Origin of the sequence: Burkholderia sp. HI2500 (genome assembly GCF_002223055.1) — a bacterium.
Lineage (GTDB): Bacteria > Pseudomonadota > Gammaproteobacteria > Burkholderiales > Burkholderiaceae > Burkholderia.
Genome location: NZ_NKFL01000007.1, coordinates 916264 through 930962 on the forward strand (window position 1 = coordinate 916264; position 14699 = coordinate 930962).

3 protein-coding genes are annotated in these 14699 nt (G+C 69.6%); all 3 read left to right on the forward strand.

The features are described from left to right. Positions 1-3: 3 nt before the first annotated feature. Genes CFB45_RS36290 through CFB45_RS36300 form a run of 3 tightly spaced genes read left to right on the forward strand, consistent with a single transcriptional unit; the run spans position 4 to position 14614 of the window. Positions 4-1620: an MBL fold metallo-hydrolase gene (locus CFB45_RS36290; protein ID WP_089429890.1), complete on the forward strand. Its 1617-nt coding sequence runs from the start codon at positions 4-6 to the stop codon at positions 1618-1620. Continuing rightward, positions 1608-5528, forward strand: coding sequence for a non-ribosomal peptide synthetase (locus CFB45_RS36295; protein ID WP_089429891.1), 3921 nt, complete (start codon positions 1608-1610; stop codon positions 5526-5528). The genes CFB45_RS36290 and CFB45_RS36295 overlap by 13 nt, the downstream gene beginning before the upstream one ends. After that, a complete protein-coding gene (locus CFB45_RS36300) occupies positions 5525-14614 on the forward strand; it encodes a non-ribosomal peptide synthetase (RefSeq protein WP_089429892.1) in 9090 nt (3029 codons plus the stop codon). Before CFB45_RS36295 ends, CFB45_RS36300 begins: the two co-directional genes overlap by 4 nt. Positions 14615-14699: the final 85 nt, after the last annotated feature.

Here is a 14699-nt window from a genome sequence, read left to right on the forward strand (position 1 = left end):
TCGTTGACCATTTCGTCCAGCACGCAGGTCTACCTGCGACACAACATCCAGTTCGAACCGCTGATCAACAGCTGGTACGCGTGGTATCACACGCTGCCGCCGTTGACCGCCGCCCTCAACGTGGCGGAGCGGTTCCTGCCGCTGCTGAAGTCCTATGCGGCATCGCCGATGATGCATGCGGCGGCCTGCAAGGATCCCGCGATGCGCGGCGGGCCGTTCCTCGACCTGGGCGGCCAGCGCGTCGACGAAATCCGCGCGCTGATCGAGCAGACCACCCAGCGCGCGACCCGGCAACTGGAACTGGCGAAGGCCTACAAGGCGTTCTCCACGCTGCTGCTGGAACAGGCCACGGGGATGGCGTCGGACCCGCTCTACCCCGCGATTCCGGAGGTGTTGAAAGGCTATGTCGAGATCTACTACGACCTGAACCACAACCCGTCCTTCCGGGTGTTCGAAAGCCTGCTGTACGCGAGCCCGTTCTATGCGCGCGATGCGCAGAGCATCGCGCTGTCGGCGATCGAGGAGCACACGCCGCGGCCGTTCATCCTCAGCACGCCCCGGCTCCGCGACGATCGCACGGTGTTCTGCGACATGGCGTTCGACGACCGCGCGCTCGACGCGCTGTTCCGCATGCGCGACACGCCCGGCAGCTACGCGAAGATCGTCGACCTGATGCGCGTGGCGGAGCAGGACGAGCCGCTGTTCCGCTCGTTCTTCACCGAGGAGGCGCCGGCGCCGAAACCGGATCGTTCGTTCGACGGCGACGACATCCGCATCCGCTACTACGGCCACGCGTGCGTGCTGATCCAGAGCCGCGGCGTGAGCATCCTGATCGATCCGGTGATCAGCTACGGCTACGACACCGCGCTGCCGCGCTACACGTTCGCCGACCTGCCGGACCAGATCGACTACGTGCTGATCACGCACAGCCATCACGATCACATCGTCCTCGAAACGCTGCTGCAGCTTCGCCACAAGGTCAAGACCGTGGTGGTCGGCCGCAATCTCGACGGCTTTCCGCAAGATCCGTCGATGGAACTGGCGTTGCGCAAGCTCGGCTTCGACGACGTGCTGGAAGTTCGGGATGCCCAGGAAATCAAGCTGCCCGGCGGCACCATCACCGCCATTCCGTTCATGGGCGAACACAACGACCTGGCGATCCACAGCAAGCAGAGCTTCATGATCCGCTTCGGCTCGCGCTCGGTGCTGTGCATCGCCGATTCGTGCAACCTGGACCCGCGCCTCTACGAGCATGTGTTCCGCCTCGCCGGCAAGCCGGACACGCTGTTCGTCGGGATGGAAACCGAGGGCGCGCCGCCGTCGTGGGTCTACGGCCCGCTGTTTCCGAAGGCGCTGCCGCGCGACATCGACCAGTCGCGCCGGGCGCGGGGCTGCCAGTTCGGCGAGGCCGCCGCGCTGGTGGACGATTTCGCGTTCAACGCAGCGTATGTCTATGCGATGGGCCAGGAGCCGTGGCTGAACCACCTGCTCGACAACACCTTCGACGAAAACTCGCCCAGCCACATCCAGTCCACCCAGTTCGTCGCGCACTGCCGGGCCAAGGGCATCGCGTCCGAAATCCTGTACGCGACGAGGGAGATCGTGCTTTGTCAGAACTGAATCTCAACGCGCTCTCGACGAGCGGGCAATACCAGGAACACGTGGCGTTCTGGAACGACGCGCTCGGTCGCCTCGACGAAGACTTCCGCCTTCAGCAGGCGTGGCAGGCGTACGCGCTGCCGCTCGGCCCCGAGCCGACCCTGACGTTCGCGCTCGACGGCGACGCGGCGCCGGTGCTGGAGAAGCTCGCCGCCGGCAACGCGCTGGGCGCGTTCGTCGTGCTGCTGGCCGCGCTGTTCCGCGTGCTGGGGCGCTACGACGGTGCGGCCGGCCTGTTCGTGGCGTCGCCGCCCCTGATCGCCGGACCCGCGAGCGGCGCCGCCGAGCCCGTCCCGTTGCTCGACGCCGGCGCGCCCGGCCCCTCGGTTCGCGCGTACCTGAACCAGTTGCGCGACGCGGTGCAGCGCAGCTATTCGTACCAGGATTTCCCGATCGCCGCGCTCGTGCACAAGCTGCATGGCGAACGGCGCGCGACCAACGTCGGCGTGCGCTTCGACGGCCTTCACGAAGCCTGGGCAGCGGCCGACTACGACCTGTCGATCGAGATCCGCCATCGCGAGCGCTACGAGATCGTGCTGACGGGCCGGCCGACGGTGTTCACGCTGCATTATCTGCAGCATCTCGCGCGGCACCTGCGCAACGTCGTGGCCGGCTTCGGCGCACTGGATGCGCCGCTCGACACCGTCTCGCTGCTCGACGACGACGAGCGCGCGCGCCTGCGTTCGCAGGCGGCACCCGTCGCGGTCGACGGCACCTTCCTGGAACAGTTCGCGCAACGGGTCGCGGCCGCGCCGGACAGCGTCGCGGTGGTGACCGCCGACGCGTCGCTGACCTATGCCGAACTCGACGACCAGGCGTCCCGGCTGGCGAGCTTCCTGCTCGCGGAATACGCGATCGAACGCGGCGACGTGGTGGGCGTGGTGGCCGACCGTTCCGAGCGCTGGATCGTCGGCCTGCTCGGCGCGCTCAAGGCGGGCGCGGTGTATCTGCCGCTCGACCCGGAGTTTCCGCGGGAGCGGCTGCGCTTCATGATCGAGGATGCGAAGGTCAAGGCGCTGCTGACGCACTCGGAACACCTGCCGTTGCTCGCCGACTTCTGGGCGATCCCGATGTTCGCGCTCGACTTCCAGCTCGACACGCTGGCACCCGCGTCGGCATCGGCGCAGGTCGAGGTCCGGCCGGGCGATGCGGCGTACATCATCTACACGTCCGGCTCCACGGGCGTGCCCAAGGGCGTCGTGCTCGAACACGCAGGGCTCCTGAACATGGCGCAGCACCATGTGGACGCATTCGGTTTCGATGCGGCCGACCGCTTCGTGCAGTTCTACTCCCCGGGCTTCGACGGCTCGATCATGGAGATCTTCGTCACGCTGCTCGCGGGCGCGCGCCTGGTGCTGGCAAAGCCCACCGTGATCCGGGACGTGCCGCGTTTCGTCGACTACATCGCGCAGCAGGGCGTCACCACCGTGAACGCGACGCCGGCCTATCTCGCCGCGCTCGACTGGCCCGCGCTCGGCGCCGTGACCCGGGTCATCAGCGCCGGCGACAACGCCCGCGTGGCGGATCTGCGCGAGCTGGCCCGGACCCGCACGTGCCACAACTCGTACGGCCCGACCGAGGCAACCGTGTGCATCACGGACTACGTGGTCGACCCGGCCGTCACCTACGGGGCCCGCCTGCCGGTGGGCCGCCCGATCCGCAACACGCACCTGTACCTGCTCGACGAGCACGGCGGCCTGGCCCCCGAGGGCTGCACGGGCGAGATCTGCGTGTCCGGCATCGCACTGGCGCGCGGCTATGTCGGCCGGGACGACCTGACGGCCGCCGCGTTCGTCGACCACCCGTTCGACGCGGGCGCGCGCCTCTATCGCACCGGCGACCTCGGCGTCTGGCTGCCGGACGGCAACCTGGAAGTCACCGGCCGGCGCGACACGCAGGTGAAGATTCGCGGCTACCGGATCGAAACGGGCGAGATCGAGGCGGCGCTGAGGCAGCACGCCGGCGTCGCCGACGCAATCGTGTTCGTGCGCGAAGACACGCCGCAGCACAGGCAGCTGGTGGCCTGCGTCGCGACGGCGACGGCCAGCGTCGCCAGCCTGCGGGAACACCTGAAGGAACGTCTGCCCGAGTTCATGGTGCCGGCGTCGATCGTGACGCTCGAACGCCTGCCGCTGACGCCGAACGGCAAGCCCGACCGCAAGGCGCTCGCCGCGCTGGAACTGGCGCCCGTGCCGAGCGAAACCGCGTACGTCGCACCGGCCAATGACGTCGAGGCGCGCCTGGGCAGGATCTGGGCCGACGTGCTGGGCCGCGGGCCGATCGGCGTGCACGACAACTTCTTCGAACTGGGCGGCGACTCGATCCTGATCATCCAGGTGATGTCGCTGGCCCAGCAGGTCGGGCTCAAGTTCACCGCCGACCAGTTCTTCGCCCACCCGACCATCGCCGAGCTTGCCCGGGTCGCGACGGAGGCGCCGTCGCTGCGGATCGCGCAGGAGCCGGTGGTCGGCCCCGCCCCGCTGACGCCGATCCAGCACTGGTTCTTCGCGCAGGACGTCGCCGATCCGCATCACTACAACCAGTCGACGATGATCGAGGTGCCCGCGTCGCTGCGGCCGGACACGATCGAGCGCGCGCTCGCGGCCGTCACGACGCATCACGACGCGCTGCGGCTGAGTTTCGAGCGCGTCGCCGGTGCATGGCAGCAAGCGCATGCGGCGCCGCCGCTGGCCATTGCGCTCGGCGTCACGTCGCTGGCGGACGCGGCACCCGCCGCGCGTGAGGCCGCGATGCTCGCGACCGCCACCGCCATGCAGGCGAGCTTCACGCTGTCGGCGGCGCCGCTGCTGCGCGCGCACCTGTTCCAGTTCGGCCCCGACGCGCCGCAGCGCCTGCTCGTGGTCGCGCATCACCTGGTGATCGACGGCGTCTCGTGGCGCATCCTGTTCGAAGACCTGTACACCGCGTGCCGCCAGCTCGAAGCGGGCCACGTGGTGCAGCTCCCGGCCAGGACGACGGCGTGGCGCGACTGGTCGACGCATCTGTCCGAACTCGGCGCGACCGCGCTCGACGGTCTGGGGCTCGACTACTGGATCGACGGGAACGCCGGCGAGCCGGCGTGCTTCGACGACATGCCGGTCGGCACCCGCGCCGAAGCCGGCTCGACGGTCGTCGAGTTCGACGCCCAGCAGACGCTCGCGCTGTTGCAGGACGTGCCGCGTGCGTTCAACACGCAGATCAATGAAGTCCTGCTGACGGCCCTGCTGCTCGCGTTCGGCGACTGGACCGGCAACGCGTCGCTGGTCGTCGATCTCGAAGGCCACGGCCGCGAGGCCCTCTTCGACGGCGTCGATACGTCGCGCACGATCGGCTGGTTCACCACCCACTATCCGGTGTTCCTGAACGCCGGCGACGCCACGGTGGCGGTCGACGCGCTGCGCCACGTCAAGGAGCAACTGCGCGCGGTCCCGATGCGCGGGCTCGGCTACGGCATCGCCCGCTACCTCGGCCGCGACGCCGGCATCACGGCCGCGCTGGAACGGCAGCCGCCGGCGCCGGTGCGCTTCAACTATCTCGGCCAGGTCGATCGCGTGCTGGCCGACGACACGGGCTGGAAGCCGGTGCTCGACTTCCAGAGCCCCGAGCACAGCCCGCGCGCGCGTCGCGGCCATCTGTTCGAGATCGACGGGATGGTGTTCGACGGCCGCCTGCGCCTGACGTGGCACTACAACCGCGAGGCCTGCGCACCCGGCGTCATCGAGCAGCTGACGCAGTGCTACCGCAGCCGTCTGCTGTCGATCGTCGCGGCCAGCGGCGACGGCCCGCGCGCGCTGAGCCCGTCGGATTTTCCGGCCGCGCGCATCAGCCAGGCAGCGCTGGACGCCCTCGTCTCAAGGATCAAATCGTGACATCCCCGACCATCGCCGATATCTACGCGCTCTCCCCGATGCAGGAGGGGATGCTCTTTCATGCCGTGCACGAGCCCGGCGCGAGAAGCAGCTTCAACCAGCTCAGTTGCCGGATCACCGGCAGCCTCGACACCGCGCTGTTTCATGCCGCATGGCAGCAGCTCATCGATCGGCATCCGGTGATGCGCACGTCGTTCCATTGGGAGGAATTCGACAAGCCCATGCAGGTCGTGCACGCGCACGCCACGCTGCCGTGGGTGCAGGACGACTGGCGCGACCTGCCGGAACACGAGCAGCGCACGCGGTGGCAAGCGCACCTCGAAAGCGACCTGGCCGAGGGCTTCGCGCTCGATCGCGCGCCGCTCGTGCGCTGTCGCCTGGCGCGCGTCGCCGCCGACGCGTACCTGTTCAGCTGGAGCCACCATCACATCCTGGCCGATGGCTGGTGCCTGTCGCTCGTCATCGAGGAGATCTTCGAGGTGTATGGCGCGCTCGCGCGCGGCGTGCCGCCGGCGCTCGCGCCGGCGCGCCCGTATCGCGACTACATCCAGTGGCTGCAGCAGCACGAGCCGCAAGCCGCGCAGCAATACTGGACGCGCTATCTCGAAGGGTTCCGCTCGCCGACCCCGCTGCCCACGGCCGCGCGCGCGGGCGCTGACGAGCGCTTCGGCCAGGGCCTCGCGCAAGTGCAGGCCGACCTGTCGGCCGACCTGAGCGCGCGCCTGCGGCAATTCGCGGCCCGCCATCACGTCACCCTCAATACGCTCGCGCAAGCGGCCTGGGCGCTCGTGCTGTCGCGTTACAGCGGGGAAACCGACGTGGTGTTCGGCGCGGTCGTGTCCGGGCGTGGCGCCCCTCTGCCGGGGATCGAAGCCATGCTCGGCCTGTTCATCAACACGGTGCCGGTGCGGGTGCGGGTCGACCCGAGGCAGCCGCTGGTGCCGTGGCTGAAGATGATCCAGGCGCGCGTGGCCGCCCGTGCGCCGTTCGAGCACACCCCGTTGCCCGACATCCAGCGCTGCAGCGAAGTGCCGCCGTCGACGCCGCTGTTCGAGAGCAACATCACGTTCATGAATTACCCGCTCGACGCGTCGCTCACGCATGGCGCGCATGGGCTGGCGGTCGACGAGGTGCAGCTCTACAACCGCGCCGACATTCCGCTCGAATTCGTGGTGACGGCGCGCGACGACTGGAAGATGGAACTGTCGTTCGACCCGCGGCGCTTCGATGAAGACACGATGCAGCGGATGCTGGGCCACGTGGCCGCGACGCTCGACGCGTTCGCGGCCGAGCCGAACCGGCTGCTCGGCCGCGTGCCGATCTTGCCCGAGGCCGAACGCCGGCAGTTGCTGGAAACCTTCAACGACACCGCCGTGCCGTTCGACGCCGCGCTCACCGTGGTGCATCGCCTGGAGCAGGCCGCCGCGGACCACCCCGAGCGGCCGGCGATCGAGTACCGCGATAGCGTCCTGAGCGCGGGCGAGCTGAACGCGCGCGCCAACCGCATCGCGCACCGCCTGCTGGCCGCGGCCGAGCTGGGGCCGGACACGCTGGTCGCGATCTGCATGCACCGGTCCGCCCAGCTGATGGAGGCGATCCTGGCCGTCTGGAAGTGCGGCGCCGCCTATGTTCCGATCGACCCCGACTATCCGGTGGCGCGCATCCGCACCATCCTCGAGGATTCCGGCGCCGCCCTCGTGATCACCAGCGACGGGCTCCTGCCTGCGGAGCTGGCCGGGATCGCGCCGGTCGTGTCGCTCGACGCCGTCACCGAAATCGACAACGACACCAATCCCGGCCGCCCCGTGTCGCCCGACAGCCTCGCGTACGTGATCTACACGTCCGGCTCCACCGGCAAGCCCAAAGGGGCGATGGTCGAGCACGCCGGCATGCTGAATCACATGCTCGCCGAGATCGACGAGTTCTCGATCTCGGCGCATTCGGTGATCGCGCAAACCGCGCCGCATTGCTTCGATATTTCGGTCTGGCAATTTTTCACGGCGCCGCTCGTCGGCGGCAAGACCGTGATCGTCGACGACGAATGCATTCGCGATCCCGCGCGTTTCGTCGCGTATCTGGACACCACCCGGATCAGCATCCTCGAACTGGTGCCGTCCTATCTGTCCGCGGTGCTCGACCGTGCATCGGAACAGCCGGCGCTGATGCGGCACCTGCGGCACCTGCTCGTCACCGGCGAAATGGTCAGCCCGGCCCTGGTGAAACAGTGGTTCGACGTGTTCCCTGGCATCGCGCTGGTGAACGCGTACGGCCCGGCCGAAGCGTCCGACGACGTCGCGCAGCACCGCATGACGTGCGCGCCAACCACGCCTTACGTACCGGTCGGCAAGCCGATCCGCAACGTGCGCCTCTACGTCGTCGACCCGCAGATGAACCTGTGCCCGATCGGGATTCCCGGCGAGCTGTGCGTGTCCGGCGTCGCCGTCGGCCGCGGCTATCTGAACGACGAGGCCGCCACGCGGGAGGCGTTCGTCGAGGATCCGTTCCATCCGGCGCGCGGGGCCCGCCTGTACCGCACCCGCGACATCGGCTGCTACCTGCCCGATGGAACGATCGTGCTCCACGGCCGCCAGGACCACCAGCTGAAGATCCGCGGCTACCGCATCGAGCTCGGGGAGATCGACAACGCGCTGGCCGCCATTCCGGAAATCCGCCAGGCGGCCGCGCTCGACTATCGCGACGAGGCCGGCCGCGCCGCGCTGTGCGCGTATGTCGCGTTCCGCGACGGCGCGGCGCTGAGCGACGCCGCGATCGCCGCCGCGTTGTCCGCGACGCTACCGGACTACATGGTGCCCGGCATCTACGTGGTGCTCGACGCGCTGCCGCTGAGCGGCAACGGCAAGATCGACCGCAAGGCGCTGCCGCCGCTGGACCGCGCGCGACTCGCCGCCACCACGCACGCGCCGACGCCGCCGCGCACGCCCACCGAGACGCTGCTGTGCCGCATCTGGGGCGAAGCGCTGGGCATTCCGTCGCCCGGCATCCACGACAACCTCTTCGCGCTGGGCGGCGATTCGATCCTGAGCATGCGCATCGTGTCGCTGGCCGCGAAGGCGGGCCTGAAGCTCACCACCCGGCTCATCTTCCAGCATCCGACGGTGGCCGAACTCGCCGCCGTGGCGACGCGCGGCACGGTCGGCGCGGCGGAGTTCGTCGCGTCGTCCGGCCCGCTGCCGCTGACGCCCATCCAGAAGCGTTTCTTCGCGCAGCACCAGCACGACCCGAACCAGTACAACCAGGCGGTCCTGCTCGACGTGCCGGCGGATGTCGATCCGGGCCTGCTGCGCCAGGCGCTGCGGCACGCGGCCAAATGGCATGACGCGCTGCGGCTGCGCTTTCGCGCAGGCGCGTCCGGCTGGAGCCAGGAAGTCGTCGACGATCCGGACGTCCCCGTCGTCGTGTCCGACGTGGCGCGCGATCAGCTCGCGCAGCACGTCGCGCAAGCGCATGCGAGCCTGAATCTCGCGGACGGCCCCGTCGTGCGCGCCGACCTGTTCCGCCTGGACGCAGGTCGTTCGCTCCGCCTGCTGCTGGTCGCCCATCATCTGGTGGTCGACGGCGTGTCGTGGGGCGCGCTGCTCGAAACCGTGTACGACGCCTATACCCGCCTGCGCCACGGCAAGGCACCCGAGTTCGCGGGCGGCAGCGCCACCTGGACCGCCTGGACCCGGGCGATCTCGACCTGGGCCGATTCCGGCGCCGCCGACGCCGACCTCGCCCATTGGCAATCCCTCGCGCGTGCCGCGCTACCCGGCCTGCCGCTCGATCGCGAGGCGTCCGCCGACGCCAATACCGTGTCGTCCGCCGAAACGATCGTGGTCGAGCTCGGCGAAGCCGCGACGACGGCGTTGCTGGGCGCCGCACCCCGCGCGTATGACGCGCAGATCAACGACGTGCTGCTGGCCGCGCTCGCGCGGGCCGTCAGCGACTGGAGCGGATGCGCCGACGTCCTGCTGGATCTCGAAGCGCACGGGCGCGAGGAGCTGATCGACGCGCTCGACATCTCGCGCACGGTGGGCTGGTTCACGTCCGTGTTCCCGGTCGTGCTGACGGTCGATGCCGGTTCGCACGATCCGGCCGGCCTGGTCGCATCGGTCAAGGCGCGACTGCGCGCGGTGCCGAACGCGGGCATCACCTGCGGCCTGCTGCAAGACCGGCTCGACGGCCCGCTTCCGCGGCCGCGCATGCAGTTCAACTACCTGGGTCAGACCGACCAGCTGTTCACCGCCGCACGCGACTGGAAACAGGCCGCGGAGCCGAGCGGGGACGGCCGCCATGCGAACCAGCGGCGCGAGCACCTGCTCGACATCAACGCGTACGTGACCGGCAACCGCCTGCACGTGGCGTGGGAATTCAGCCGGGCTTGCCACGACGCGGACACCATCCGGCGCGTCGCGCAAGCCTACATCGCGGTGCTCGAATCCCTGGTCGCCGGCCATGCCGTCCCGTCCGCCTCGTCCCGGCCCGCGACCGGCTTGCCGCAGGCGCCGGCGTCGGTGCGGCCGGACGAGGTCGCCGACGTCTACCCGCTGACACCGACCCAGCAGGGCATGCTGTTCCACAGCCTGTACGCACCCGCGTCGGATGCGTACTTCAGCAGTCTGAATTTCCGGATCGACGGGGCGCTCGACGTCGAACGGTTCCGCCGCGCGTGGGAGACCGTGGCGCACCGGCACGACATCCTGCGCACCGCGTTTCACTGGGAAGACATCGAAAGCCCCGTGCAGGTCGTGCATCGCCGGATCGACTTGCCGTGGCACGAAGAGGATCTGCGCGCGGCGTCCGCCGTGGAGGCCGAGCAGCGCTGGGACGCCTACGTGGCGCAGGACCGGGCGCGCGGCTTCGACTTTGCCCGCGCGCCGCTGATGCGGCTCGCGCTGTTCCGCGTGGGCGAGCACGCGTGGCGCTTTCATTGGAGCCACCACCACATCCTGCTCGACGGATGGAGCTCCGCCCGGCTCCTGAGCGAAGTGGCCGCCGCCTATCAGGCGCCGCCGGCCGACGACGCGCCGCAGCAGGACGCGCCGCCCGCCTTCGCCGATTACGTGCGCTGGCTGGCGCGCCAGGACGCCGCCGCCGCGGAACGTTTCTGGAAAACGAAGCTGGCGGATTTCCCGGCGACGACGCCGCTCGTGCTGGGTCGCCCCGAACTCGACGGCACGGCCGCGCAGGGCGCCTACGTGGAAGAGGCGCTGCTGCTCTCCGAAAGCGACACGCAACGGCTCGTCGCGTTCGCGCAAACCAGTCGACTCACCCTGAACACGCTCGCGCAGGGCGCGTGGGCGCAGTTGCTGAGCCGCTACAGCGGCGAATCGGACGTCGTGTTCGGCACGATCGTGTCCGGTCGTCCGGCGTCGCTGCCGGCGTCGGACGAGATGGTCGGGCTGTTCATCAACACGCTGCCGGTGCGGGTGCGCATCGACGCGCGCCCGACGTCCGCGTGGCTGACGCAATTGCAGCTGGATCTCGCGCAGCAGGAGGACTATGCGCACTATCCGCTGGCCGACCTCCAGAAATTCGCCGGCCTGCCGCCCGGCGTGCCGCTCTTCGACAGCCTGCTCATCTTCCAGAACTATCCGGTGGAGGAAGCGCTGGCCGATGCGCTTCCCGGCCTGCGGATCGGCGCCTTCCAGGTGTCCGATCCGAACAATTACCCGCTGACGCTGGTCGTGACGCCGGGCAAGCGCCTGTCGCTGCAGGTGCTGTACGACGACGGCCGGTTCGATCGCGACACGATCGTCCGCCTGCTGCGCCATGTCGAAACCCTGCTCACCGGCCTGGCCGGCGCGGAAGATCGGCCGAACCGCAGCGTTGCGCTGCTCACCGCCGCCGAGCGGGACGCTCTCCTGCTCGGCTGGAACGACACGTTCGCGCCGGTGCCGTCCGACCGGACGCTGCCCGAACTGATCGAGGCCGTCGCCGCCGCGCACCCGGAGCGCATCGCGGTACGCTGCGGCACGGAGGTTCGCACCTATCGGGCGCTCGTCGAAGGCGCGAACCGGATCGCCGCGCAGCTTCTGCAGACGGCGCCGCTGCAGCCGGACGACCGGATCGCCGTCTGGATGCCGCGCTCGCCGCTGATGCTGGAAACGATCCTGGCCATCTGGAAGTGCGGCGCGGCGTATGTTCCGGTCGATCCGGCCTATCCGGCCCAGCGGGTCGAGACCCTGCTGACGCTGGCCCGGCCGGCCCTCATCGTCGGCACCGACTGCCGGCCGCCGCCGGCGCTGGCGTCGATTCCGCTGGTCGATCCCGCCCGCCTGCCCGCCCATCAGGACGCCGAAGCACCGACGCCGCGCTGCCGGCCCGCGGATCTCGCCTACGTGATCTTCACGTCGGGTTCGACCGGCCAGCCGAAGGGCGCGATGGTCGAACATCGCGGCATGCTCAATCACGTGCTCGCGATGGCGCGCCGGGTCGGGCTCGACGCGCGGAGCGCGGTCGCCCAGACCGCTTCGCACTGCTCCGATATTTCGGTCTGGCAGTGCTTCGCGGCGCTGGCGTCGGGCGGCACGACGGTGATCTATCCCGATGCCGTGATCCTCGAGCCCGCACGCCTGATCGACAGCCTGCACCGCGACCGCATCACGGCGATGCAATTCGTGCCGTCCTATCTCGCGACCTTCCTCGGCGAACTGGAACGGCACGCGGCACCGGCCTTCCCGCACCTCGACACGCTGCTGACGATCGGCGAAACGCTGCAGCCCGCCACCGCGCAAGCGTGGTTCCGCCTGAATCCGACGGTTCGGCTCATCAACGCGTACGGGCCGACCGAAGCGTCGGACTCCGTCGCGCATTACAGCCTGACGCGCGCGCCGGATCGGCCGGCGATTCCGATCGGCCGGCCGATCGAGAACCTGCGCCTCTACGTCGTGGACGCCGACCTGAATCCGTGCCCGGCCGGCGTCATGGGCGAGATCTGCATCGGCGGCGTCGGCGTCGGGCGCGGCTACCTGTTCGACGAAGCCCGCACGCGGGCGGTGTTCCGCGACGATCCGTTCAGTCCGGAACCGGGCGCGCGCCTGTATCGCACCGGCGATGTCGGCTGCTTCGACGCGGACGGCAATCTCCACTTCTTCGGCCGCCGCGACTTCCAGGTCAAGATCCGTGGCTATCGGATCGAGCTCGGGGAAATCGAAGCCGCGCTGACCGGTCTCGCAGGCATCTCCCACGCCGTCGTGGTCGCCCGGGAAACGTCGGATGCCGAAATGACCCTGTGCGCCTACGCGTCGGGAACCGGCTGGACGCCCCCACGCGTGCGCGACGCACTGCGCGACACGCTGCCGGCGCATATGGTGCCCGACACCGTGATGCTGCTGCCGGCGCTGCCCGTCATGCCGAACGGCAAGATCAACCGCGCCGCGCTGCCGCTCCCGGATGCCGCGTCCGTGCCCGACGACGTGCCGGCCGAACCGCGCACGCCGGTCGAAGCGGCGCTGCTGCGCGTCTTCGCCGAGGTGCTCGGCCGCCGGCCGAACGGCGTCGACGCCGATTTCTTCGAGCAGGGCGGCCAAAGCCTCAAGGCGATCCAGCTGGTCAGCCGGATCCGGCGCGAACTGAAACGGGACGTCACGGTCGCCGACATCTTCCATGCGCCGACGCCGCGCGCGCTCGCGCGGAAGCTGGCGGCCATGCCCGTCGACGGAGCTGCCACCGACGATACGTTCATCCCGGCGCTGGCCGCGCAATCGTCCTACGCGGTGTCCCGCGCACAGAAGCGGATCTGGCTCGCCAGCCGCGGCGCGGATCCGTCCACGTACAACATGGCGGGCGCGCTGCAGCTGGACGGCGCCGTCGACACGGCGCGCCTCGTCCGTGCGTTCGACCTGCTGGTCGATCGCCACGAGAGCCTGCGCACCGTGTTCGCGATGATCGAAGGCGAGTTGCGGCAACGCATCCTCAGCCGCGAAGCCTCCGGCTTCCGGGTCGAGCAGCGCGATCTCGCGGACGATGCCGGGCCGCAGGCGATCGATGCGTTGATTCGCGCGGCAAGCGAGCAGCCGTTCGATCTCGCGTCGGGGCCGCTGTTTCGCGTCACGCTGGTGCGGCTCTCGCCAGTGAAGCACCTGCTGCTGCTGAACATGCACCACGTGATCTCGGATGCGTGGTCGATCCGCGTGCTGACCGACGACCTGCATGCGCTGTATGCGGGACACGACCTGCCGCCGCTGCCGATCCAGTATCGCGACTACGCCGCGTGGCACAACGCGAGCCTATCCGGTCCGCGTGCCGCCGCGCATCGCGCGTACTGGCTCGCGCAACTGGCGCCGCCGCTGCCCCGCCTGCAACTGGCATCCGACTTCCCGCGGCCCGAGCGGCCCGGTCATGCCGGGCAGACGCTCGAAGTCGAACTGCCGGCGCCGCACGCGGCAGAACTCGCCGCGCTGGCCCGCGCGCACCATACGTCGCTCTACGCGGTGCTGCTGGCGTCGTTCTGCGTGCTGATGCATCGCTACACGGGGCGTGAGGACATCGTCATCGGCAGCGTATCGGCCGGGCGCGACAGCGAGCCGCTCGAATCGCAGGTCGGCGTGTATCTCAACACCGTCGTGCTGCGCGTGCCGGTGCGGGCATCCTCGACCGTCGCCGACGTGATCGACGGCGTGGCGACAGCCTCCACGCAAGCGCTGGAGCATGCGTCCTATCCGTTCGACGTGTTGCTGGAAGACCTGAAGATCCGCACCCCGGCGGGCCATTTTCCGATCTTCGACATTCAGGTGAACCACGTGTCGATGCCGGCCCCGCAGCCCGGCCTGCGCATCACGGACCTCTCGCCGGCGGACACGACGGCCAAGTTCGACCTCTCCTTCCAGGTCGTGGAAAGCGAAGGCCGGCACCTGATCCAGTTCATCTACAACACGCACCTGTTCCGCCCGTCGACCATCGCCGCGATGCGCGATCGACTGCTCGCGATCCACGACGTCTTCCGCCGCGACCCGGCCACGCCGGTCGATCGCATCCCGCTCTCCGGCGAGGCCCCCGCCGCCGGCCCACGGGCCCGCGTCGGCCTGCGCCTGAAGCGCGCGCCCGAGGTCACGGCCGACGACGCGCTCGAGGAGAAGACGTGATGTGGATCGTCCGGAGTTCGAGCAGCGTGCGCCGTGCGCGCCGCTTCGGGTTGTTTCAGGTGAACAAAACGTTTCAAGGAGTGTC